Here is a 24,989-nt window from a genome sequence, read left to right on the forward strand (position 1 = left end):
TCATTGGGCTTTAGCCCTTCCCATTCCTTGAGGATGGGAGACTTCTTTCGGAAATCCGTTAAAAATAATAAGTTATCTATACAAATATTTGATTCAGATCTAATGCAAAATCGGGAAAAAGATTGACGGATACTGTATCATCTTTTATAAAGACTCCTTGAAACTTGTATTGAGCATCGTTTAAAAGATGTATTTCTACAGAATGGTTAACTGGATCAACAAGCCAGTATTCGTTTACACCCGCTTTTTCGTAAAGCTGATATTTCTTCCAACGGTCTAACTTAACAGATGAAGGTGAGAGGACTTCGATAATCATGTCCGGAGCCCCTTTACACCCCTTATCATCCAACTTTTCTTTATCGCAAACAATTGACAAATCGGGTTGAACAACGTTATTAATATCATCGTCCTGTTTGTTATCCGCTAAAAGCCGTACGTCGAAAGGCGCAAAAAAAACTTCGCATTCTCTTTCTCGCAGGAAAACTGAAAAGGCAGTAGATAATTCTCTGAGAACCTGTTGATGCCTGCGTGAAGGAGCAGGGGACATATTGAAAATTTCCCCATCTATTAACTCAAGCCTTTCGCCTTCATCCCATGTTAGGTAATCAGCATATGAATATTTCTGGTTTTCGCTCGGAATGGTCATTAATATCATTCCTTTCACCTTATACTTCACCATATTTTATCATAATCAAAAACAAAACACATCTTGCCCTCAAAATCACTTGGGGTGAATAGCTTCCAAAAACATCTTTTAGCTTTTGCCAATAGTAATGGAGTAATCCTCGTTGTCGTATCACACTCGGCGATGTGAGAGAAATGCATGGATTTGACGGAATTCTTGGCAGTGACTTCTTTCTTGCAAATGAAACGTTAGAGTGAAAGAAGGATTATTTATACAAAAGGGGGAAATAGTAAGATACTAATTTGTACGAGGGGGTGTGAAATTGATAAGGAACGATAGGGACATTATTTTACTGATACAAGAGGATAAGTGGATGATGGAAATATTAAGAATAACTAAATCATTGAATTTACCTGATTGGTGGGTATGTGCAGGTGTTGTACGATCAAAAATTTGGGATGTGCTACATGATTTTAGCGAGAGAACCCCTTTACCTGATGTAGATGTCGTTTTTTATGATCCTACAAATCTTAATGAAACATATGAAAAAGAATTAGAGAAAAAGTTGAAGTATCGTAGACTTGATATCCCATGGTCAGTGAAAATATAAAAGAAGTAACGGAAGCAATAAGGGCATTGGCGGAGGAATTAAATAAATGAAGGCTGTGTTTTCAAAATGATTAAAGCTGTTATCTTCGACTTAGATGGTACGTTGCTGAATAGAGATGCTTCTGTATTAAAATTTATAGAGAATCAATACGAAAGATTTAATGGAGGTCTTGACCATATTCCGAAAGAACTTTACATATCAAGATTTATAGAGTTGGATTGTCGGGGGTATGTCTGGAAGGATAAAGTGTATCAACAAATGGTTAATGAATTCAATATTGGTGAAATATCTTGGGAGAGGTTGCTACAGGATTATATATCAGAGTTTTATAATAGTTGTATTCCTTTTTCCAATCTAGTAAGTACGATAGAAAGTTTAAAGGAAAAATCAATCCGATTAGGGTTGATTACAAATGGAAAGGGACAGTTTCAAATGGATAATATTAGGGCCATGGAGATTGAAGATTATTTTGATACTATAGTCATTTCTGAATGGGAAGGCATTAAGAAACCTAACCCTGAAATTTTTCAAAAAGCATTAAGAGAACTTGGTGTTTCGGCTAATGAGAGTATGTATGTCGGCGACCATCCTGAAAATGATGTGATAGCTTCTATGACTATAGGGATGGTAGGGATTTGGAAAAAAGATAATCAATGGGATCAAGTGGAAGCTGATTTCATTATCGATGATTTAAAAGAGTTACTATTAATCATTGAAGAAGTGAATAAGCGCCTTTAGTTTTTCTTAGAATAAATTTTTTTAATATCAGAATTGCGGGAAAATTTTGCGTGAATCCCAATACTCTTAAACGAATCTTTTTTGTTGATAGACCAAAGGCGGAAAACGTCTCGGGGAGTTAGTGGCAAACAGCTTACCTAAGCCTTGGGCTATGTGCTAATGTGACAAGACTAGGTTTGGGTGTGTAGAGCGAAAAGTTGTCAAGAAAACCTCGTTATTTTGACAGGTTTGGGTGTGTAGAGCGGGAAGTTGTCAAGAAAGCCCTGTTATTTTGACAGGTTTTATGTTCTTATCAAAAAACCGATCCTGTGAGGGTTTAGGGTGAAATTATTTATTTGGATGGTGTAGGCTCGGTTGCTATCGGAATAGGTTTGAGCAAAGCGACAGGAGGCTCACCTGACGCCCCGCGGAAAGTGAGTGTCTGAAGTGGAAATCGATTATCAGCCAAAACCAAATTTATCAAGAACTTTCCAATTCTTTTCAATAAAAAATTAAAAAATGAAAGGTGATGTTATATGAATCCATTACTATATGATTTTCCAGAGGAATTTGAAACAGATAGATTGTTAATCCGAATACCGAGACCAGGTGATGGAAAGACAGTATATAATTCTTTAAAGACTTCTATTAACGAATTAAAACCTTGGATGCCATTTGCACAGAAGGAACAATCGGAAATGGAAGTCGAAATAAATATTAGAGAATCATATATTAAATTTTTAAAGAGGGAGGATCTACGTTTACTTGTTTTTTTAAAGGAAACAGGGCAATTTGTAGCTTCCAGTGGATTACATAGAATAGATTGGTCGATTTCAAAGTTTGAAATAGGTTACTGGATTGATACTCGTTTCAGCGGAAAAGGATATATGACAGAGGCAGTTCAAGGTATTATGGATTTTGCAATAAATGAGTTAAAGGCCCGAAGATTGGAAATACGTTGTGATTCAAAAAACATGAAGAGTCGAGCTATCCCAGAGAGAATCGGATTTACCTTGGAAGGCATTTTGAAAAATGAAGGATTGTCAGCTGAAACGAATGAATTAAGAGATACTTGTATATATGCCAAAGTAATATAAAATAATTGGTTTAATTGATATCAATGTTGAACTTGATCATTTTTATAACTAATAGAAATGATGGGTTAAGAAATGCATTTGATGCTGTGGAAAAAGATTTGTTGGAAAGGGGGATTAAACATATCCAAATCCTAAGTGTAAAAGAAACGATTATCCTAAAAGAAGTACCGCATGATAGGATAATTTAATTTCAATGTATTCACCGAGAATGAAATACTTATTTTCATTATCGGTGATGTATTTCTGGTCTACACATACATGAATGTTAAAATAATTTTTTTTAAAAATACCCTATTTTTTCAATAAAGTCTATTCTGATAGAAATAATTTGGTTTTATTATGTCATTTTTATAAGGTTTATGAAAAATATGTAGGTTTGAGTCCCTATTTTTTTCATTATGACTTTATACTTAATAATGGTGAATAAATGTCAAAACTTGATACGGAGATATCCGCGGGCAGTTCTCTGCCGAGAAGCCAGGTATCACAAACTTTGGCATCGCCAACTGAGGCTACCATGCCCGCTACTCCGTATGTTTCAAAGGTAGATCACATCACTTATGATTACAGACATTAGATCCTAACGTAGCTCTTGGTCTACTTTCACCTTGGTTTTTTATCAGCTACGTCTAACCGATTCAACATGCCTTTTTCTTATCCTGTTTCTTCGGGTTCTTATCTGTAGTGATTTCCTTCATCAAGTGATCTTTTAACTTAGAGGCTGTTTCAGCGCCCTTTTAAGCTGAGAAGTCTCTCTTGCCATTCTTGCCTCTTACAGATTTACAGATTTCATTCCTGTTTCCTCATAACGTTCCCCTGCAGCTGCGCCTTTTGGGGCAACTTCGTCTATCCGCTGCAAATCCTCGTTCGTTAATTTTATTTGCAGGGCACCAATGTTTTCCATCAAGTAGGAGACCCTTTTGGTTCCAGGGATAGGAACGATATCTTCTCCTTGGGCTAATAGCCAAGCAAGCGCCAATTGGGAGGTTGCACAGCCTTTTTCCTCAGCCATTTCCTTTATTTTTTGTACAAGATCAAGATTTTTTTGAAAATTTTCTCCTTGAAATCGAGGAGAGAATCGGCGATAATCGTCCGGTGCCAAGTCCTCAAACTTTTGGATTGCTCCCGTCAGAAACCCTCTTCCCAAAGGACTATATGGTACAAAACCCACTCCCAGTTCACGACAGGTCGGCAGGATTTCGTCCTCTACATCTCTACTCCAAAGGGAATATTCAGTTTGCAGCGCAGTAATCGGATGAACGGCATATGCTCGACGGAGGGTTTCCGGCTTTGCCTCTGACATCCCGAGGTAACGGACCTTTCCTTCCTTGACAAGATCTGCCATTGCCCCTATCGTTTCTTCAATCGGAACCCCAGGATCAACCCGATGCTGGTAATAGAGATCAATATGGTCCACACCTAAACGCTGAAGGCTGGCATCACAGGCTTTTTTTACATAATCGGGATGACCGTTGACGCCTAGGTAGGATCCGTCCTCTCCTCTGACACTTCCGAATTTTGTAGCTATTACGACTTGACTCCGCTTGCCGGCAATTGCGCGCCCTACTAATGATTCATTCTCACCAACCCCATACATATCTGCTGTATCGAGCAGCGTGATACCTTGCTCAAGTGCATGGTGGATAGTTTTGATGGATTCGTTGTCATCCCTACCGCTATAGAAGTCAGACATTCCCATACAACCTAGTCCTAGAGCAGACACTTCTAACCCGTCTTTACCTAGTTTTCTTTTATCCATTCCGATCACATCCTTTTGTTTTTAATAAACCAATTTTCAAATTCGCTTGCTACGATCCTCTCTCCCGTAATTCCATCCGATTGCCGGGAAGCTAAGAATACTACCGGCTCTGCCATAACCATCGGATCAAGCAGCTGGAACTTCATTTCGATTTCTCTGCGCGTTTTTTCAGGAATCATTCCAGTTGCAGTAGCGCCCCCCGGCAAAAGCATGTTCACATCAATATGATATTCCTTAAGGTCCTCCGCCATAATAAGTGACAAAGATTCGGTTGCTGCCCTCGATGGACCATAGGGAACAAACCCTTTTCTTTTCATAGTCTCATGATTCATTGTTATATTAATGATTTTTCCTTTTCCTTGTTCGACCATGAGGGGGGCAAATCCTCGGGAAACTAAAAAATATCCTGTCAAATTGGTATCGATAAGATCGCGAAATCGATCGGGCATAACATTAAAAAAGGGTTGCGGCTCCGTGAGAAAGTCAGGATTGACAGTTTTCATTCCAATGCCTGCATTATTAACTAGGACATCAAGCCGTCCCCATTCCTTCTTTACCCATTGTACCGCCTCGTCCACTGACTGCTCTTGGCGGACATCTAAAGGCAATCCAACAACAGAAAATCCTTGTTGCTGGAGCTTCTGAACAGCGTCCGTCAATTTGCTTCCAGCTCTTGACGCTAAAGCAACCATAGCACCAGCTTTAGCCAGACCTTCTGCCATCGCATAGCCCAAACCGCTTGACGCCCCGGTAACAACTGCATATGTTTCCTTAAGACTTATTTTCTCTAACAAGGTAACTCCTCCTTTTGATTAGAGACAAAGGGACAGTACTTCGACTCAACCCCAACCATAAATCCGTGTTCAACACTTATGGCGGGATTTTTAAAAAAGGAGCCAAGTTTACTGCATTTTACCTCCCTCATTAATGTACCATAGTTCTAACAAAACAAAAAAACTACAGCCCACTAGACTAAATCCATATGGCTCTGTAGAAGTCGCTGCCGCACATTGAGCTTAGACACAGATTGTTTTAAAAATGGTGTGTCTGTTAGGAAAAGCAAAATGAAGAGGCATTTAAATGGAAATAGTAAAGTAAGAAAATATAAAATTTTCATAATATTAATTGATTAATTGAAAATGATATGGTAGTATTTTTCTCGGAAGGGGGATGAAAGTGACGAAGAAATCGCTGAAGGAACGATTAATGGACACGGCCATAGTTTTATTTGAAAAATATGGTTATCACGGTGTTTCAGTGGATCAGATTGTTGCAGAATCTGGAAGCTCTAAAGGTGGATTTTACCACAATTTTAAATCAAAAGATGAATTACTTTATTACATCCACGATGTTTTTATCTCCTATGTTCTCGAAAAAGCAAACGAAATTCAAAATAGTAATCAATTCAATACACCTATTTCACGCTTAGGTGCCACCATTCAATCCTGGACGAAAGTATTTGATATTTATAAGCCTCATATTACAGTTTTCTATCAAGAAAGTACGTATTTGACAGGAGAATATTCAGAACGCATAAACGAAAAACGTGATGATTATCGCAAATGGATCGTAAAAATCATTGAAGAGGGTCAGGCTAGCGGCGACTTTCGAACGGAGGTACCAGCAACCATCACGGCAATGGCCATCATTGGCATGATTAACTGGACCTATAAATGGTTTAACCAAGACGGCCCGTTATCGATGGAATCTATCGCGCAAATTTTTAATGATTTGATGCTAAATTCCTTATTAACCGAACAGGGCATGCGACAGGAAGAAGCTCAAATGTTTTTACTCAAAAAACAGAATACTCCATTAACGGTTGATTGAGGTATTTCGCCAACCAAAAAGACCGACTAGTCCGTTCTAAAAAAGCTATTTCAAAAATAAACGATTACGCTGGAGGGAAAAACATGGATTTTGAATTAACGCAAGAGCAAAAAATGTTAAAAGAAATGGTGAGCGATTTTGCTGAGCGAGAGATTAAACCGTATGCCCGTGAAGTCGACGAAACCTCTAAAATGCGGTATGAAACCTTTCAAAAGTTAGGTGAGTTAGGACTGTTAGGCATTCCGTTTCCTGAAAAATACGGTGGTGGTGGTGGAGACACGCTCTCCTACATCATTGCTGTCGAAGAAATTGGGAAGGCTTGCGGTGGCACTGGGTTGAGCTATGCAGCCAACACTAGTTTAGGAGCGAGCCCAATCTATTATTTTGGAACAGAAGAGCAGAAGCAAGAATGGCTGGTACCTATGGCGAGTGGGAAAACACTGGGTGCATTTGGATTAACGGAGCCGAATGCCGGATCTGATGCAGGCGGGACAAGAACAAAAGCAGAGCTTAATGGAAATGAATGGGTTATCAATGGAGAGAAGTGCTGGATTACCAATGCTAGTTTTTCTAGAACAATAATTGTAACCGCTGTCACGGGGAAGCGAGAAAATGGAAGGAATATCGTATCAGCGATTATTGTTCCGCCTGACACACCTGGGGTAAAGATTTCTTGTAATTATGACAAGATGGGGGTACGCGGCTCGAATACATGTGAGATTATCCTTGAAAATGTCCGTGTTCCAAAAGAAAACTTGCTTGGGGATGAGAAAAAGGGCTTCAGTCAATTTTTATACACTTTAGACGGAGGAAGAATTTCCATTGCCGCCTTATCTGTTGGAATTGCACAGGCAGCTTACGAAAAAGCCCTTCAGTATTCTAAAGAACGCGTCCAGTTTGGTCAAAGTATTTCTAAGTTTCAAGCGATTCAATTTAAATTAGCCGATATGGCGATGGAACTTGAGTTAGCTAGAAACCAAGTTTACAAGGCAGCTTGGTTAAAAGACAGCGGAAAACCATTTGGAAAAGAAGCGGCAATTGCCAAACTATTCGCATCGGAAGCTGGGTTCCGCGTGTGTAACCAAGCGATTCAAATTCATGGAGGTTCCGGTTATATGAAAGAATACGATGTAGAAAGACATTTGCGTGATATTAAATTGATGGAAATTGGGGAAGGAACATCTGAGATCCAACGAATAGTAATTGCGAAACATCTCGGTTGTTAAATAACTAAAAAATATAAGGATAAAGGAGCATTCAAAATGGATTTAACTGGAATTTTGCAAGTTGTTTCAAATAGTAAACTAGTATACCCAAATGAAGAAAAAGTACGTTCCACCTCCATTGGAAGCACAGAAGCTTTTCAAGAACTCCTTCGTCAATCACAAGAAGATCCTGGAGCCTTTTGGGATAACGCAGCACGTGAACTGGAATGGTATGAACCTTGGAAGGAAACCATTAGTGGGCAGCTCCCTGATTTTCGCTTTTTTGTAGACGGGATTAGTAACCCCTCCATCAATTTACTTGACCGACATGTAAATAGTGGTGCAGGTAACCGCACGGCGCTTATTTGGGAAGGAGAAAACGGCGATACGAAGTTTTACACGTATAATATGCTTCTTGCTGAAGTAAATCGATTCTCGAATGTCCTTCGATCATTTGGTGTGAAAAAAGGTGATTGTGTAGCTATTTTTCTTCCAAATCTGGCCGAAGCAATTATTGCCGTATTAGCTTGTTTTCGTGTTGGTGCGATCTACAACTCCATTTTCTCAGGGTATTCGGAAAAATCATTGACAGATCGACTCATCAATTTTGAGCCTAAAGTAGTGGTAACTGCAGATGCAACAGAACGGCGCGGTAAAGTGATCCATTTAAAAGAAAAGGTGGATGCTGTTGTACCTACAGTACCATCAGTTGAAGCAGTAATTGTTGTTAATCGTTTGAGTACAGAGGTTCAAATGCAAGAAGGTCGAGATTACTGGTGGCACGAACTTACAAAAAAGGCAAGCATCGTTTGTGAACCTGAAAAATTAGAAGCTAATGAAAGCGGGATTGTATTTTATACAAGTGGTACGACAGGAAAACCTAAAGGTGTGGTCCATTCTGGAATGGCTTTTGTCATTCAAAATTATATATATGCAAAATATCATTTGGATCACCACGATGATGATGTTTTCTGGTGTACTGCTGATATCGGGTGGTTGACGATGCATATTTGGGGAATTACCGGTGCTTTAGCGAATGGGGTAACAACTGTTGTCTATGAGGGGGCAGTTGATTATCCAAATAAGACTCGTTTTTATCAAATAATAGAAAAATACCGGGTGAATAAGTTATTTACCGCCCCAACCGCACTCCGAATGTTAAAAAGCATCGGAGAAAAACCATTAGAGGAATTTGATTTATCTTGTCTTGATGTCATTGCTCTTGTGGGTGAACCTTTTGATACAGAAACATGGCATTGGACATATGAAGTGTTAGGAAAGAAAAAGGTATATATCAATAATACTTGGGGTCAAACCGAAACAGCAGGATCCCCTATCGCAGGAGCAGCCTGGCTGACGCCTATGAAACCAGGTTCATCAGGTATTCCATTTTTAGGCGCAGTGTTTGATGTTGTTGATAACGAAGGAAATCCAGTTAAACCTGGTCAATTAGGAAACTTAGTGATGAAAAAACCTTTTCCCATGCTGTGCCGTACCCTTTGGAAAGAACCAGAGCGATATTATGCCTCTTATTTTAGCCAAGTGAAGGGAAGTTATTATGCCAGCGATCTTGCCTTAATCGATGATGATGGTTATTTATGGGTAGTTGGTCGTTCTGATGATGCAATGAATGTGGCGGGACATCGGTTAAGCACGATGGAAATGGAAAGTGCTGTACTCGAATGTGAGGGTGTTTCTGAATGTGCTATCATCGGGATTCCTGATGAAATAAAAGGGGAAGTTCCTTTAGTATTTGTCCGTCTGGTTGATGGTTTTGAAGGTACGAAAGAATTAGAAAAACGGATAAATGACAATATTATAAAACAAATTGGTAAGATTGCCAGTCCAAAAACGATTATTTTTACCGATGTCTTACCGAAAACAGTCAGCGGAAAAATTATGCGCCGGTTATTAAAAGAAATCATTGTATCAGGAACAGTAGCTGGTGATATTACAGGACTGGAAGATCCGACAACCGTTGCCCAAATACAAAAGAAGATTGCTGAACGAAAATCTGTAAAATAAGAGTCATAGTAGCGAAAAGTTGCATAACGAATCAACATGCTTATATAAAGAGAAGAAAGGATGGAAAGCATGTTCAAAAAGGTTTTAATTGCAAATCGTGGTGAAATCGCTTTAAGAGTAATCCGCACTTGCAAAAAATTAGGGATTGAAGCAGTTGCAGTTTATTCGGAAGCCGATGCAAACTCCCTTTTTGTGCGGGAAGCGACTGAAGCCTATTGTATCGGAAAGCCTCCTGTAAACCAAAGCTATTTGAATGCTGATGAAATCATTCGTGTAGCACAAGAAAGTGGTGCAGAAGCGATTCACCCTGGCTATGGACTTTTATCGGAAAATGCTGAGTTTGCTAGAAAATGCAGCGAAAAAGGACTTGTATTCATTGGTCCTTCTCCAGAAATCATTGCCATGATGGGAAGCAAAATCGAAGCACGCAAAACAATGAAGGAAGCCGGTGTTCCGATTATTGAAGGGCTCAATACATCGCTTGAAAGTGAAAATGAAGCCGTTATGGCTGCAGAAAAAATTGGTTACCCGCTTATGTTGAAAGCATCCGCAGGTGGAGGCGGCATCGGTATGCAGTTAGTTCACTCCGAGCAAGAACTATTTAAGGCGTTTGCAGGCAATAAAAAACGTGCAGAGTCTTTCTTTGGAGATGGAGCGATGTTCCTTGAAAAATACATTCAAGAGCCACATCATATAGAGGTGCAAATTTTAGCTGATTCACATGGGAATGTTGTGCCGCTTTGGGAACGGGAGTGTTCCATACAGCGTCGAAATCAAAAAGTTGTCGAAGAAGCTCCATCGCCATTTATTAATGAAGAAACACGAAAAAATATGCTCGATGCTGCGGTGAAAGCTGCTCAATATATAGGCTATTCCAACGCAGGGACGATTGAATTTTTAGTCGATCGTCAGCAAAATTTTTATTTTCTGGAGATGAATACTAGATTACAAGTTGAACATCCGGTAACCGAAGAGATTACGGGACTTGACCTAGTTGAAGAACAATTGAAAGTAGCAGCAGGACAACGACTTTCTTTTAAAAGAGAGGATATTCAGCGAAAAGGACACGCAATTGAAGTACGGATTTATGCCGAAGATCCAAAAACCTTTTATCCATCACCAGGAAAAATAACGGAATTTCAATTGCCGCATGGGGAAGGTATTCGCAATGAATGCTCCATTGAAGCCGGTTCACAAGTGACGCCGTTTTACGACCCAATGATAGGCAAGTTAATCGCTTGGGGAACAACGCGTTCAGAGGCTTGTGCCAGAATAAAATCAGCGTTAGAAAACTATAAAATAGAGGGAATTAAAACGAATATTCCAATGCTTATCAAAACAGTAAGTCATGAGCAATTCTTATCAGGATATACGACAACTCAATTTGTAAACGAATATTATTTACCTCAATTATCATCAACAAAGTAAAGGAGAGAAAGAAAATGGCAAAAATTGCAGCAGGTATGGCTGGGAGTGTATGGAAGGTACTAGTAAAAGAAGGGGATCCAGTAAAAGCTGGTCAGGATGTAGTCATCCTTGAATCTATGAAAATGGAAATCCCTATTGCGGTCGATGTGGATGGAACGGTGACGAAAGTAAATGTGCAAGAAGGGGATTTTGTCAATGACAGCGATGCGGTCATCGAAATAGAGTAGGAGGTAAAGTGTTGAAGTTACCAAAAAAGGTCACAGTAAAAGAGGTTGGCCCAAGAGACGGACTTCAAAATGAAAAGGAACGAGTAGCAACGGAAGATAAAATTGCTTGGATTGATTCCCTTTCAGAAACAGGCGTTTCGTATATTGAAGTCAGCTCATTTGTCCATCCAAAGTGGATCCCGCAGTTAGCGGATGCAGCGGAAGTTTTAAAGACGATTAAAAGGAGGAAGGGTGTCACTTATGCTGCCCTTGTTCCAAATATAAGGGGTTTGGATCGAGCGCTGGAAGTAGATGTAGATGAAGTGAGTATTTTTATGTCGGCAAGTGAAGGGCATAATCGCAGTAATATTAATAAATCGATTGAAGAAACGTATCCCATCCTCGGAGAAGTTGTAAAAGAAGCCAAACAAGCTGGGAAAAGAGTAAGGGGATATGTATCGACCGTAATTGCTTGCCCTTATGATGGGCCAGTCTCTCCATCGAAAGTAAGAACAGTGGCTGATCAATTGTTTTCAATGGGAATTGATGAATTATCGTTAGGTGAAACGATTGGGGTTGCTGTTCCGACTCAAGTGGAACAACTGCTTGACGAACTTCTGCTACATTTTGATTCAGAAAAGCTGGCAATGCATTTCCATGATACACGAGGAACAGCCTTAGCTAATATTGTGAAATCGCTTGAAATGGGCATTACCATTTTTGATAGCTCATTAGGAGGATTAGGGGGTTGTCCGTATGCAAAGGGTGCCTCGGGAAATGTGGCAACCGATGATTTGGTCTATATGCTTCACGAATTAGGAATTGAAACTGGAATTGATTTTCAGTCCTTAATGAAGTCGGGCCAACTGATAGAGACAGCGCTTGGAAAGCAGTTGAAAAGCCGACAAATGGATATTTTGCGAGCAGAAGGAAGGGGCGAATATCTTGAATGAACCAGTCCGCCAAACCGTCCAAATAGAAAAACGGAATGATGGGATTGCGATTGTCACATTGAATCGGCCTGAAGCAGCAAATGCCTTTTCTAAACAAATGCTGTATGACCTCCATGATGCGGTTTATCACATTAAAAATGACGCGAACGTTAGAGTTGTGATTCTAACAGGTTCTGGAGAAAAAGCTTTTTGTGCAGGTGCAGATTTAAAAGAGCGTAAAGGGATGTCAGATTCCGAAGTAAAACAAACGGTCCGCTTAATTGGTGGCACTATTAAAGAGATTGAAGACTTGCCTCAGCCGGTCATTGCCGCTATAAATGGCGTCGCCTTTGGCGGGGGTCTCGAGCTAGCCCTAGCATGTGATTTGCGAATCGGTGCAATCGAGGCAATGCTCGGTCTTACTGAGACTTCGCTTGCGATTATTCCTGGAGCTGGGGGAACACAGCGGCTACCACGTTTAATTGGTCTAGGGAAAGCGAAAGAACTGATTTTCACTGCTAAACGATTAACAGCGGAGGAAGCAGCTACCATCGGTCTGTTTGAATACACTGTTCCTCGCTCAGATTTATTAGAAAAAGCATTCGAACTTGCTGAATCAATGTTGAAAAATGGCCCGCTCGCCTTAATTCAGGCAAAGATCGCTATGAATAGAGGGGTTGAAGTGGACTTAGCGACGGGGCTTAAAATGGAAGAATTGGCTTATGATGCACTCATTCCAACGGCGGATCGCTTAGAGGGATTGAACGCTTTTGCTGAAAAACGTTCTCCACAGTATAAAGGACAATAAATGGATCTGAAGGGTGTCTGAGCTGGAAAAAAGGAGGGGCTGCAATGAACGAGACAAATATAAAATCGGATTACCAAATAAAACAAGAAGAAGTAATTAAGGGTGGTCAAGAAAAATATCATCAAAAAAACTTAGAACAAGGGAAGCTTTTCGTTCGTGACCGTCTGAATTTATTACTTGACAATGGCCTTCAGGCAGAGGACGGAATGTTTGCGAATGTTCTTGCCGGAGATCTTCCGGCAGATGGAGTAGTAACGGGAATTGGAAAAATTCATGGCCGAACGGTTTGCGTGATGGCCAATGATTCTACTGTTAAAGCTGGATCTTGGGGAAAGCGCACGGTAGAGAAAATCATTCGGATTCAGGAAACAGCTGAAAAAATGCGTTGTCCGATGTTTTACCTCGTTGATTCTGCGGGTGCGAGGATTACGGACCAATTAGAAATGTTCCCAGGCCGTAGAGGGGCTGGTCGGATTTTCTATAACCAAGTAAAAATGTCAGGCAAAGTTCCGCAAGTTTGTTTATTATTTGGTCCATCTGCCGCGGGTGGTGCGTATATTCCTGCTTTTTGCGACATCGTTGTGATGGTCGAAGGGAACGCCTCCATGTATTTAGGGTCACCACGAATGGCGGAAATGGTCATTGGCGAAAAAGTGACCCTTGAACAAATGGGTGGCGCGAAAATGCATTGTTCTGTTTCTGGCTGTGGAGATGTATTGGCCAAAACAGAAGAAGAAGCCATCACTTATGCTCGCAACTATTTAACGTATTTTCCAAACAATTTTACGGAAAAGCCTGTTAAAGCAGAAGCAAAGGCACCAGCTTCTTTTGAAAAATCAATGGAAGATATTATTCCAATGAACCAAAATGCGCCTTTCGATATGTATCAATTAATTGAGAGAGTAGTTGATGAAGATTCTATTTGTGAAATTAAGAAGCTATTTGCCCCAGAGCTGATTACCACACTAGCACGTCTTAATGGGCAGCCGATCGGAATTATCGCGAATCAACCACGTGTAAAAGGGGGGGTTTTATTCCATGATAGTGCCGACAAAGCCGCCAAGTTTATCAACCTTTGTGATGCTTTCCATATTCCATTATTATTTTTAGCGGATGTTCCTGGCTTCATGATTGGGACAAATGTTGAAAAAGCTGGAATCATTCGGCATGGGGCAAAAATGATTTTTGCCATGAGCGAAGCAACTGTGCCAAAAATGACGGTGATCGTTCGAAAGGCATATGGGGCAGGTTTGTATGCGATGGCCGGCCCTGCATTTGAGCCAGATTGTTGTATTGCTCTTCCGACTGCAGCAATTGCTGTGATGGGTCCAGAAGCTGCGGTAAATGCAGTTTATGCCAATAAAATTGCTGCGCTGCCAGAAGCAGAGCGTGCAGCCTTCATAGCGGAAAAACGGGAGGAATTTCGTGAAGATATCGATATTTATCGACTTGCTTCTGAATTAATCATCGATGACATCGTCGAGCCAAATCGTCTGCGCGCAGAATTAGCTGCTCGTTTAGAGGTTTATATGTCTAAGTATCTTGTATTTACTGAACGGAAACATGGGGTATATCCTGTTTAATCAAAAGTGTATAGCATTTCAACATAAAAGTTTTTAATAGTTTAAAAGGACTTTCCTTCGGTAGGAAGGTCCTTTTTCGTAATATCAGAATTTATATGTTGACCCTTTTTTGTGAAGCCGCAGCACAAACCATTTTTAGCTTTAGAAGAAGCAATGAGCCGTATCGGTGCCCAAAAAAACCGCAAATCGAGAAAAGAGGACACGAATAAGCCGTATCGGTGCTAAAAATGCCTCAGAACTAGCAAGCACCAATGAGTGCTATAAAAAATGCCCTTTCACACGCCAACACTTGCCTCTTGCTGGAAATAAATCAGAATTTCCCTGATTTGAATATGGAATATAGCAGCCAAAGAAACATCAATAGGGCTACTCCAAATCCAATTTCAATAGCCGGTATGTTCCAGAGAAGGAGCGATTGCCTACTTAATGCAGAGCCAATAATTAGTCCAACCATAATAATACTAAAAGCAAGTAAGACAATGCTAAAAGATAATCGATTGCTAATACGATCTAATTTGGTTAAGAACAGATCAAGTTCGGGAATTGTAATTTCCATGCGCATTTTCCCTTTTTTTAGTACGGTTGTATATTGTTGGATCGATTTTGGCAATTCCGTAAGTATTTCCGCATATTCAAACATATGGTTTAAAACTTTTCCGGCTACCTTTCTTGGGTGATAACGTTCTTTTAGCAGCTGCCGGCCAAAAGGTTCAGCCATTTTTATGATACTAAGTTCGGGATCTAACTGTTCGACTGTCCCTTCGATGGTAAGAAGTGTTTTTCCTAATAAGATTAGATCTGCTGGAATCTGAATATGGTGTTGGTAGGCTATCGAAAAAAGATCATTTACCGCCTCACCAAGACTGACCTGACTTAAAGGGACATCGTAATATTTCTCCTTTAGTTGATCTACATCCGATCTTAATCGCTGCATATTGACATCATCAGGCACCAATCCCATTCGGGTAATCGCTTTAATTACTCCGTCCGTGTTTTGACGCATCATCGAAATGACCAAAGAAGCAAAGTGAGATTTTAGTTCCGTAGTAAGGCGTCCAACCATACCAAAATCCATAAAAACGATGACTTCTCCTGGTAATGCTATGATATTCCCTGGGTGGGGATCTCCATGAAAAAAGCCTTCGATCAAAATTTGATGGAAAATAGCATGAACTAACCGTTCAGCCAAGATTTTATGGTTATATTCTTCATCTTCATTTTTTTGTATTTCATTCAATTTTTTTCCTTCAATGTATTCCATTGTCAGCACTTTTGGCGTTGAATAATTCCAATATACTTTAGGGATACGGATTTTCGGATCGTTTTCAAATTGTTTATCGATCTTTTCCGCATTTCGTCCTTCAATGGTATAATTCAGCTCAGCTCGAAGAGACATGGAAAATTCTTCAACCATATCCCGTAGCTGATATTGAGCCGCCCATTTCAACCGTAGTTCAGCTAGCAACGCTAACTCTTGAAGGATTTCTAAATCGGTTTCAATAATTTTTTTGATATTAGGACGTTGGATCTTTACAGCGACTCGCTCCCCAGAATTCAAAACCGCGAAATGGACTTGTCCAATAGAAGCAGCCGCAAGGGGGGACTCGTGAAATTCTTCAAATACAGAGTCAATCGCCACACCTAATTCTTGTTCGATAATGGTTTTTACCTCTTGAAATGAAAAGGGAGGTACACGATCTTGGAGTTTTTCCAGCTCATGAATGATGTCAGCAGGAATTAAATCCGGACGTGTACTCGCAATCTGTCCTATTTTAACAAAAGTTGGCCCCAATTCCTCTAAGAACAATCGAATTCGTTCACCCAACGTTTTTGAATGAATCTCTGGATAGTCTTCGACAAATAATCGTTTAGGCAAGGAAAGAAGTTCAAGAAGTCCTAATTCCTTGATCAAAAAACCGAATCCATTGCGGGAAAATGCCGCTACGATATCTCGATAGCGCTGAAAATGTCGAATTCTTTTTTCAAAAATAGGAGACACTCCTTCCATAACAACTAGGTTTTTATTTCAATCCGGTTTATTTTCTCGATTTTCTAATTGATCCAACCGTTGTTCCAATCGCTTAATATCATCTTTGGAAGCTAGATTTAATTCACCAAACAATTCTTTGATTCTTTTGCTTACAATTTGATCCAACTCTTTTTGCGTTTCATTTCCTTTTTGTACTAATTGGTCAACTAATTCTTTTGACTCCTCACGGCTCAATTCCCCTTTTTTCACCAACTCATCTACCATTTTTTCAGCCTGCTCTTTACTCGCCACTACAAGTCCTAATCCTAATGCCATTCCTTTTTTGATCATGTTTTTCATTATAGTGATCCTCCTCATAAGATTAGTGTTTTTCTTTATTGATTAACGAAATCACGTCCATCATTTTATGTTCCGCATCCCGTTCGCCAGCTTCTATGCATTCTTTAATTTTTGTAATATCGAATGCTTGAAAATTCCCTACTTGGGGACGAAAGACTACATCTGCAAAACGAAGATTTTCCCGTCTCATTTCAACCATCATTAGGGATAAGGAACGGTTTATTACATCAAACATATTACGTGGTTCTCGCTCTTCGTGTTCCCTTTCCACATCTACAGCCATTACAATATCCACACCTTCATTTCGGGCTATATCTGCTGGCAAATTATTCAAAATACCTCCATCCACCAATACCTTGCCATCATAATTGACAGGAGCAAAGAACCCAGGCACGGAAGTTGTTGCCCGAATGGCTAAACTCAAACTACCTTGATCAAAAATAAATACCTTCCCCTTTTTTAAATCTACGGCTACTGCTCGGAATGGAATAGGAAGCTCTTCTATTCTGATATCTTCTCCTTTTTGTTCCAGAAATTGAAGCAACAACGCATATACTTTATTCCCTGCAATAAGTCCTCGTTTTCCAATCCCTATATCAACAATACGGTAAGATGGGGTCGAAAGAACAAAATCCTCAATTTCTTCGATATCAAAGCCAGCGGCAACTAACCCACCAATAGCCCCTCCCATACTAGTTCCTGCAATAAAATCAATGGGAATTTGATGTTTTTTTAAAACTTTTAATACACCAATATGGGCAAGACCTCGCACGGCACCTCCACCTAAAGCTAAACCCACTTTCATTATTTTTTTCCTCCTAATTAATGATCGTAGGAAGAACACAGATCGATCTTCTACAAAAAAGGTAACCGAAATTTTCCTTGTGGGTGCTTTCCTCCCTTAAATAACTTAGGTTCTCTTTTCATTTGTTTTTTTATACTATAACCTGCCATTTTTTAGTCATACCAGAACACACAAAACCAATAAGAGACCAAAAAAGTGGACAATGCGAACGATTAAACACTTAATTTTTGTGAAATTATTCACAAACGATTGTTTTTAGCATTATACTGGTTTGCTCTAATAACTGAAAAGTTTAACTATATGATAACATATTTTTAAGAACAGCCAATGGAGATTGAGTCATGTTTTTTTGACAGTCTGCTATTTTGGTTTATCATATAAGGAAGGGATACCCCTTCTAGATGTTATTATTCTTCATACATTTTCATAGTACCAAAAAATGAGTTTTCAAAGGTTGTCAAGTAAGATAATGGGTAGCCTTTAAAAATTTTTAAATGGACGGGTCCAGGAGTTCAACAAGAATTTTAGGGGAAGCCCTCTATTAGCAAATAGGGACTTGTGATGGGAGTTGTGCAACTTTGAAAAAACATATGTTGTTAATTACCACTGTGGCTTTTGGAGTCTTGTTAAATCCTTTAAATTCTTCTATGATCGCCGTAGGACTCTCTAGAATTCAACAAGATTTTCAACTTTCTTATTCCGATGCATCTTGGCTCATTTCTACATACTATTTATCAAGTGCAGTTGCGCAACCAGTAATGGGAAAATTAAGTGATCTATTTGGGAAAAAGCGCTTGTTTATGCTAGGTCTAATATTAATTGTCATTGCGTCTGTCCTGGCCCCTTTTTCTCCAGGATTCGGCTGGTTGCTTGGTTTTCGAATGATCCAAGCGATAGGCAGTTCTACATTGTTTCCGGCTGGAATGGGAATCATTCGCCATGTGATTACCGAAAACCAAGCAAAAGCGTTAGGGACACTCTCAATCTTTTCATCTGTTTCAGCAGCGTTTGGGCAATCTATTGGTGGATTCTTGATACATTTTGGAGATTGGCCAGCGATTTTTTTGATCAACTTTCCATTTATCATCGTGTCTTTTCTATTAGCGATTAAGGTTCTCCCAAAGGACCCTGTCCGTGAGAAACAACAAATCAAGCTAGATTACATTGGAATTTTACTATTTACAGGAATGATTGTTAGTTGGTTGTTATTCTTGCTTGGACTAGAAACTGCCTTTAGCTGGTGGAAATTAGCTCTAAGTATCCTGTTATCAATTGTATTTTATTTATTTGAAGCTAAAAACAAAGAGCCGTTTGTGGATGTCTTGGCTTTACAGAAAAATAAGAACGTAACGTTCGTTTATTTGCAATTTATTTTAATCAACATTGTTTTTTACTCCGTCTTTTTCGGTGTCCCGACCTTCTTGCAGGACAAAATGCATCTTGAATCGAATATCACCGGAATTTTAATGTTGGCTGTAGCAGGTTTTGGTGTCATCATTGCCCCACTTGCAGGAAAATGGATTGATGCTAATGGTTCGAAACCAATTTTATTAGTTGGTTCCGTGAGTATTATTTTAGGAACCTTAATGTTACTTACGATTCGTCCTGATTCGAGCTATGTCTGGATTTTCTTTGCCCTTTCTATTCTCGGAGTGAGTAACGGTTTTAATAATATTGGGATGCAAACAGCCTTATACAGTTTTGTAACTCAAGAAGAAACAGGAACAGCGTCCGGACTATTTATGACTTCCCGCTATATTGGAACCATTCTATCTTCCAGTTTGTTAGGGATTTTGTTTGGAAAAGAAGTAACAACGAGTCACTTTCATATGATTGGGGTTGTTGGCGCAATTGTAGGAATCGCAGTCCTCTTATTAACGATAAGGATGCCTAATAAAAAGAAGGCTAATTCGACTGCGTGATTGGATCCTATTAAAATACTCAACTGAAGTTTTAGCTATTGATTTAATATGATAGAATGGTGAAAGACGCTAGGAGCCGATTCGGAAGTTTGTTTTGGTTTTTTGCTGAAATCGTAAAAGGGGAGCTTGTGAAATCAGGCTGAGAGGATAGCTAGTTTGCTGTCGACCATTTGACCTGATCTGGGTAATGCCAGCGGAGGGAATATGTCTTATTACATATTCTACCTCTCACGCTTATTATAAAGCGTGATTTTTTTTTAAAAAAAGAGGGGGAAGTATATTGGGAAATGAAAAAATTGAAATTGGTATTGATGAAAAATTGCCTATTAGGCAAGGAATATTGTATGGATTACAGCATGTATTTGTTTCTAATGTTTGGCTTGACCCAATCTTTGTCGCAGCGATGATTGGCCTGCCATTGACACTTTCGGCAAATATTGTTAATGCCGTATTTATCTCAGCAGGGCTTGTGACCATTGTCCAAGCAACGAAACTTGTCCGATTGCCGATTATTCAAGGTCCATCTGCGGCATTTGACTCGATTATGATCGCTGCGGGGAAAGCAAATGGACTTGCCGCAGCAAGCGGCGGAATATTCTTAAGCGCAATCATTGTCTTTTTCTTATCGATTACTGGATTAATCGGCAAATTAAAAGCATTGTTTACCCCAGTTATTACGGGCACAGTAATCTTTGTAGTGGGGATTTCATTGTCGGGTTTTACGTTATATGAGTTTTTAGGGGGCACACTTGGAATGGAGACCTTTGCGACAATTGAGACGCTATCGATGTCTATTCCAACAGCGATGATCGTTATTTTTTTATCACTTTTTGGCAAAGGTAAGTGGAAATCATTCTCATTTCTTATTGGACTAGTGATCGGGGATATCATTGCTTTTACCCTCGGAAAAACGAATTTTTCCATGATTGCAGATAAAGGCTGGTTCGGTATGCCGCATTTTTTGCCATATGGTAGCTTAGCATTTGAATGGGGAACATTTTTGACGTTTTTTACCGCCTATATCGTTGCGATTATTGAGACAATGGGAGTATATGAAGCGTCTGCTGACATGCTAAAAATAAACTTAGATTCAAAGCGAATCCGCAATGGCTTTGCTGGAGAATCAGCAGGTTCCCTTGTGTCCTCTTTAATAGGAGGATTTCCTACAACTGCCTACGGGCAAAACGTTGGGTTATTACGGCTTACTGGTGTCGGATCGAGGCAACCAGTTTTAATAGCTGGAATTATTTTCCTTATTTTAGGTTTTGTGCCAAAGGCTGGCGCTTTGCTTGCGTTGACACCAGATGCAGTTGTCGGTGGGATTTTCTTGCCAGCTGCCGCAAGCCTTGTGTTTACGGGAATCTCTATTCTTGGAAAAACAGAAAAAACAGAAACCAACTATATGATTATCGGGTTATCATTGCTTTTAGCAATTAGTTTACCAACATATTTTAAAGATCTTACAGGTACTGCGGGAACATTTTTTTCGAATAGTATTTTTATTGCAGCTATTTCATCCATTGTATTGCAACTCGTTTTAATAAATTTGCCAATGCATTTTAAAAAAGGAGTGAGTAGATGAGACAGGATTCAATTATCATGGCCAACCAAATACTCTCATTCATTGAAGGAAATAGCGAAACTAATTTTAACGGATTGGCAGTAACTTTGTTTCAATATCAATTTCAACATAATCTTCCATATAAAAAATTTTGCCAGACGAAGAGGAAAACGCCATTGACTGTAAAAAAGTGGGATGAAATTCCTCCAATGCCGATCCAAGGGTACAAAGAGTTAATGCTTGCTTGCGAGCCGCCCGAGGAAGCGGCAGCCGTTTTTATGACAAGTGGGACAACGAATCCGGAGACCAAAGGGAAAAATTATCATCCGACACTTGCTGTTTGGGACGGTTCAATGAATGCTCCGTTTAAAAAGTTTGTCTTACCGGATGTTGATAAAATGATGATTTTTGTTTTATCGCCAGCTGCTGATCTGAATGAACATTCATCCCTTTCTCGTTATTTATCAAATGCGGTAACATACTTTGGCACAGAAAACAGCCGTTTCTTTTTTACTGAAGCTGGGTTGGAAATGAAAACAGTCGCTTCTGCATTGCGTGAGTGCGAGGATCGCGGAGAAGCAGTGATGTTAATGGGAGCGACGTTTGCCTATGTTCATTTATTGGATTATTTTCTAGAAAAAAACCTTCGCTTTCACCTGGCAGCTGGTAGCCGGATTTTTGATACTGGCGGCTTTAAAGGGCAAACACGTGAAATTGAAATGGATAAATTATACGGGATGTTTGCTGAAATTTTCAATGTTAAGCGAAATATGTGTATCAATATGTACGGGATGACCGAATTAAGTTCGCAAGTCTATGACCAAACCATTCTTTCCACATATGAAAGTGGGCAGACCATTTTTGATAAAACGGGGCCCGCTTGGTTGAAAACGATGATTCTTGACACAGACACATTAGAACCTGTGCCAAATGGCAAGTCGGGAGTAATTGCTCACTACGACTTGGCCAATTGGAATTCATGCCTAGCGATATTAACAGAAGATATCGGTTATCGCACCGAACATGGTTTTGTTATACTTGGAAGGGTGCAAGGTTCGGAAGCAAGAGGCTGTTCCATTGCTATTGATCAGCTAATGCAGTCGAACGAGTGATTAGCAAAGGAGCGACATGAATCATGCAAATTTTGCAGGCATATTGGATCCCAAAGGCTGTTGATGTTCCAATTGTTCGTGAACAGTTGATCGGTTCCGCTTACCAACTGGAGTACCCTGTAGTAACTAGTGAAAAGATTCGAGAAATCACTGCTCTAATTCAGCAAAATCGGGTAGATTATTTACAGCGCCTTACAACTGGTGATATCGTCAACAAGATTGATCAAGCCATTCAAAAATGGCTTAACCCTGGTTATCCGCTTCGGATACAGGCAGAAGCTCTGCTTCCAATAATCACTGGGTATGATCCGGAAATGGTTCGGCTTGAATTGAAAAAATATATGAGGACCTTTCGGAAAAAAGAATTACTGCGCTTTTTAGATGAAGAATTTGACCAAGCGGCGATGCTGGATGAATTTCGTCCACGAAAAAGTGGTGGATTAAGCCGAGTCTATGGCCCACGGTCGATTTTTCATGTTTTTTCCGGAAATGTTCCTGGTGTGCAAATATGGAGTTTGATTATGGGCCTCTTGCTTAAATCAGCTAATCTTGGCAAAACATCTACAGCAGAACCTCTGTTGCCAGTTTTATTTACTCAATCGCTTGCCGAGGTAGATCCGCAATTGGCCGAAACGATAGCGATCCTTCCGTGGAAAGGTGGGATGACGGAACTTGAGAAAGCAGCAGTAAATAGCGCTGAGGCTGTGGTCGTTTATGGATCGGAAAATACAGTAAAAGCAGTCCGGAAAATCGTGCCTTTGTCAAAAACGTTTATAACATATGGGCATAAAATCAGTCTCGCTATTATTGGCAAAGAAGCGCTTAGACCAGACTGCTTCTATGAAACAGTACATAAATTTGCCGAAGATATATCCATTTATGATCAGCAGAGCTGTCTATCACCGCAGGCGGTTCTTGTTGAAGCTGGCAGTGCAATCAGTCCAAAGCAATTTGCACAATTGCTTGCAGCAGAACTTGCTCGTTACGCCCAAAAAAGACCGAGAGCAACGCTTTCTGACGAAGAAACGATGTCGATCCAAAATTTGCGACACCAAACTGAACTGGAAGCAATTAAGAATGAAAATATAGCCATCTATGCAAGCAAGCAAGATACATCGTGGACAGTTATTTATCATCATCAACCTGGTTTTGATGGCTCACCATTGAATCGATTTATTCATGTTTTTTATTCAGAAAAATTAGAAACGGATCTAGGTAAAATGCAACCGTTTGAAAACTATTTACAATCTTGTGGACTTGCAGTCTCGCCCGAGAGGCTTTTCCCGATTGCTGAGCGTTTGGGTGAACTTGGAATGAATCGACTCACGCAAGTTGGAAAAATGAACAGTGCCAAGCCAGGATGGCATCATGACGGGCGGTTCAATTTACTGGATTTTGTGCGTTTTACCGACATAGAACGTGGACTTGAAGATACTTTAGAGCGATTTGACCCTGATGTAGAGTAGAAGTGAATGATTTTAAGACTTGTTGTTCAATTAGCTGTGAAATAGTGAAAGGAGAAACTAGTATGATGGTTAAAAATAAAGTTGCCTTAGTTACAGGTGCAAGCAGGGGTATCGGAGCAGCGATAGCGAAGAAGTTGGCTAGAGAAGGGGCATTTGTTGGCGTGAATTTTTTTAAAAATCAACAGCTAGCAGAAAACGTAGTTAACGAAATTAAAACATTTTCCGGTCAGGCAGAAGCCTTTCAGGCAGATGTCCGAAACCCAGAACAAGTGCAAGCAATGGTAGCGCAATTGGCAGACAGTTTTGGCGGGATTGATATAGTTGTCAACAATGCCTTAAGCCATTATACGTTTAATCCGAAAACAAGGAAAACAGCGTGGGAAACGAATTGGGACGACTACCAACAGCAATTGGATGGCAGTGTTAAAGGAGCTTACAACATATGTCAATCAGCAATGCCTTTTATGAAAGAACAAATGTCAGGAAGACTAATCAATATTGTCAGTAATTTAATCGATTTCCCTGTCATTCCGTATCATGACTATACTACTGCTAAGATGGCACTATTAGGCTTTACCCGATCATTAGCAGCTGACCTTGGCTCTTTCGGGATTACTGTGAATGCAGTTTCTCCTGGGCTTACTTACCCAACGGATTCTAGCGTGGAAACAACGGAAGATGTTCGCGAATCAATTATTCAGCTGACGCCAATGAGACGTTTGGCAACTCCTGACGACATTGCTAACGCCGTTGTTTTTCTTGCTTCTGAAGGTTCGTCGTTTATAACCGGACAATGTTTAAACATAGATGGTGGATTAGTGATGAGGTAGCTCTAACAAATCACTAGCCGCTAGCATAAATAAGCTTGCGGCTTAAATTTTTTCGTGTTCCTTTTGTTGTATAATTCGCTTTTCATTCAAAGGGGTAGTCTACCATTTTCTGAAAATATGGAACCCACCCTTTAAATCC

Annotated in this window: 22 protein-coding genes and 1 riboswitch; of the genes, 16 read left to right on the top strand and 6 right to left on the bottom strand. The window is 39.9% G+C overall.

Annotation, left to right across the window (positions count from 1 at the left end; all coding sequences use genetic code 11):
• Nucleotides 1-76: 76 nt before the first annotated feature.
• A complete protein-coding gene (locus tag UB32_RS02170) occupies nucleotides 77-655 on the bottom strand; it encodes a Uma2 family endonuclease (protein ID WP_307192611.1) in 579 nt (192 codons plus the stop codon).
• Nucleotides 656-998: 343 nt separating this feature from the next.
• On the opposite strand from UB32_RS02170, the gene UB32_RS02175 reads away from it, so the two are divergent.
• The 3 genes from UB32_RS02175 (at nucleotide 999) to UB32_RS02185 (ending at nucleotide 3,049) form a co-directional block, all read left to right on the top strand.
• Nucleotides 999-1,235, top strand: coding sequence for a nucleotidyltransferase family protein (locus UB32_RS02175; RefSeq protein WP_084221692.1), 237 nt, complete (start codon nucleotides 999-1,001; stop codon nucleotides 1,233-1,235).
• 66 nt (nucleotides 1,236-1,301) lie between these two features.
• Nucleotides 1,302-1,973, top strand: coding sequence for an HAD family hydrolase (locus UB32_RS02180; protein ID WP_044390833.1), 672 nt, complete (start codon nucleotides 1,302-1,304; stop codon nucleotides 1,971-1,973).
• 515 nt (nucleotides 1,974-2,488) lie between these two features.
• Entirely contained in the window at nucleotides 2,489-3,049 is a 561-nt protein-coding gene (locus UB32_RS02185; protein WP_044390835.1) for a GNAT family N-acetyltransferase, read from the top strand.
• Between the two features lie 772 nt (nucleotides 3,050-3,821).
• Here UB32_RS02185 and UB32_RS02190 read toward each other — a convergent pair.
• Entirely contained in the window at nucleotides 3,822-4,808 is a 987-nt protein-coding gene (locus UB32_RS02190; protein WP_044390838.1) for an aldo/keto reductase, read from the bottom strand.
• Between the two features lie 5 nt (nucleotides 4,809-4,813).
• Nucleotides 4,814-5,602, bottom strand: coding sequence for an SDR family NAD(P)-dependent oxidoreductase (locus UB32_RS02195; protein WP_044390840.1), 789 nt, complete (start codon nucleotides 5,600-5,602; stop codon nucleotides 4,814-4,816).
• Nucleotides 5,603-5,984: 382 nt separating this feature from the next.
• On the opposite strand from UB32_RS02195, the gene UB32_RS02200 reads away from it, so the two are divergent.
• From UB32_RS02200 to UB32_RS02235, 8 genes are all read left to right on the top strand, one after another.
• Nucleotides 5,985-6,638, top strand: a complete 654-nt coding sequence (locus UB32_RS02200) for a TetR/AcrR family transcriptional regulator (RefSeq protein ID WP_044390842.1) — start codon at nucleotides 5,985-5,987, stop codon at nucleotides 6,636-6,638.
• A gap of 83 nt (nucleotides 6,639-6,721) precedes the next feature.
• Nucleotides 6,722-7,864: an acyl-CoA dehydrogenase gene (locus UB32_RS02205; RefSeq protein WP_044390844.1), complete on the top strand. Its 1,143-nt coding sequence runs from the start codon at nucleotides 6,722-6,724 to the stop codon at nucleotides 7,862-7,864.
• Between the two features lie 36 nt (nucleotides 7,865-7,900).
• Nucleotides 7,901-9,868, top strand: a complete 1,968-nt coding sequence (locus UB32_RS02210) for an acetate--CoA ligase (protein WP_044390846.1) — start codon at nucleotides 7,901-7,903, stop codon at nucleotides 9,866-9,868.
• 69 nt (nucleotides 9,869-9,937) lie between these two features.
• Nucleotides 9,938-11,296: an acetyl-CoA carboxylase biotin carboxylase subunit gene (locus UB32_RS02215; RefSeq protein WP_044390976.1), complete on the top strand. Its 1,359-nt coding sequence runs from the start codon at nucleotides 9,938-9,940 to the stop codon at nucleotides 11,294-11,296.
• A 14-nt stretch (nucleotides 11,297-11,310) separates the two neighbouring features.
• On the top strand, nucleotides 11,311-11,523 hold the full coding sequence (locus tag UB32_RS02220) for an acetyl-CoA carboxylase biotin carboxyl carrier protein subunit (protein ID WP_044390847.1): 213 nt from the start codon (nucleotides 11,311-11,313) through the stop codon (nucleotides 11,521-11,523).
• A gap of 11 nt (nucleotides 11,524-11,534) precedes the next feature.
• On the top strand, nucleotides 11,535-12,455 hold the full coding sequence (locus UB32_RS02225; protein WP_198528146.1) for a hydroxymethylglutaryl-CoA lyase: 921 nt from the start codon (nucleotides 11,535-11,537) through the stop codon (nucleotides 12,453-12,455).
• The gene (locus tag UB32_RS02230) at nucleotides 12,448-13,242 is read left to right on the top strand and encodes an enoyl-CoA hydratase (protein ID WP_084221685.1); all 795 of its coding nucleotides are present in this window, start codon (nucleotides 12,448-12,450) and stop codon (nucleotides 13,240-13,242) included. Before UB32_RS02225 ends, UB32_RS02230 begins: the two co-directional genes overlap by 8 nt.
• A 44-nt stretch (nucleotides 13,243-13,286) precedes the next feature.
• The gene (locus UB32_RS02235) at nucleotides 13,287-14,825 is read left to right on the top strand and encodes an acyl-CoA carboxylase subunit beta (protein ID WP_044390850.1); all 1,539 of its coding nucleotides are present in this window, start codon (nucleotides 13,287-13,289) and stop codon (nucleotides 14,823-14,825) included.
• Between the two features lie 310 nt (nucleotides 14,826-15,135).
• Here UB32_RS02235 and UB32_RS02240 read toward each other — a convergent pair whose 3' ends face one another.
• The 3 genes from UB32_RS02240 to UB32_RS02250 are packed head-to-tail and all read right to left on the bottom strand — an operon-like array spanning nucleotide 15,136 to nucleotide 17,959.
• Complete coding sequence (locus UB32_RS02240) at nucleotides 15,136-16,833, bottom strand: ABC1 kinase family protein (RefSeq protein WP_044390852.1); 1,698 nt, start codon at nucleotides 16,831-16,833, stop codon at nucleotides 15,136-15,138.
• A gap of 18 nt (nucleotides 16,834-16,851) precedes the next feature.
• Complete coding sequence (locus tag UB32_RS02245) at nucleotides 16,852-17,154, bottom strand: phasin family protein (protein WP_044390854.1); 303 nt, start codon at nucleotides 17,152-17,154, stop codon at nucleotides 16,852-16,854.
• A 22-nt stretch (nucleotides 17,155-17,176) separates the two neighbouring features.
• Nucleotides 17,177-17,959: a patatin-like phospholipase family protein gene (locus tag UB32_RS02250; protein ID WP_044390856.1), complete on the bottom strand. Its 783-nt coding sequence runs from the start codon at nucleotides 17,957-17,959 to the stop codon at nucleotides 17,177-17,179.
• Between the two features lie 578 nt (nucleotides 17,960-18,537).
• On the opposite strand from UB32_RS02250, the gene UB32_RS02255 reads away from it, so the two are divergent.
• The 5 genes from UB32_RS02255 (at nucleotide 18,538) to UB32_RS02275 (ending at nucleotide 24,850) form a co-directional block, all read left to right on the top strand.
• Nucleotides 18,538-19,881 carry an MFS transporter gene (locus UB32_RS02255; protein WP_241768409.1) on the top strand — a complete coding sequence of 448 codons (1,344 nt, stop codon included), beginning with the start codon at nucleotides 18,538-18,540 and terminating at the stop codon, nucleotides 19,879-19,881.
• Nucleotides 19,882-19,989: 108 nt separating this feature from the next.
• Nucleotides 19,990-20,101: riboswitch (TPP riboswitch) on the top strand.
• Between the two features lie 60 nt (nucleotides 20,102-20,161).
• Nucleotides 20,162-21,463, top strand: coding sequence for a solute carrier family 23 protein (locus UB32_RS02260; protein ID WP_241768410.1), 1,302 nt, complete (start codon nucleotides 20,162-20,164; stop codon nucleotides 21,461-21,463).
• Nucleotides 21,460-22,554 (top strand): CoF synthetase, encoded by a 1,095-nt coding sequence (locus UB32_RS02265; protein ID WP_052806923.1) that lies wholly within the window; start codon nucleotides 21,460-21,462, stop codon nucleotides 22,552-22,554. The genes UB32_RS02260 and UB32_RS02265 overlap by 4 nt, the downstream gene beginning before the upstream one ends.
• A 23-nt stretch (nucleotides 22,555-22,577) precedes the next feature.
• On the top strand, nucleotides 22,578-24,020 hold the full coding sequence (locus tag UB32_RS02270) for an acyl-CoA reductase (protein ID WP_044390858.1): 1,443 nt from the start codon (nucleotides 22,578-22,580) through the stop codon (nucleotides 24,018-24,020).
• A 62-nt stretch (nucleotides 24,021-24,082) separates the two neighbouring features.
• Nucleotides 24,083-24,850, top strand: coding sequence for a 3-oxoacyl-ACP reductase (locus UB32_RS02275; protein ID WP_044390859.1), 768 nt, complete (start codon nucleotides 24,083-24,085; stop codon nucleotides 24,848-24,850).
• Nucleotides 24,851-24,989 lie beyond the last annotated feature (139 nt).

The organism is Mesobacillus subterraneus, assembly GCF_000934845.1.
In the GTDB taxonomy this organism is placed as follows: Bacteria; Bacillota; Bacilli; order Bacillales; family Cytobacillaceae; genus Mesobacillus; species Mesobacillus stamsii.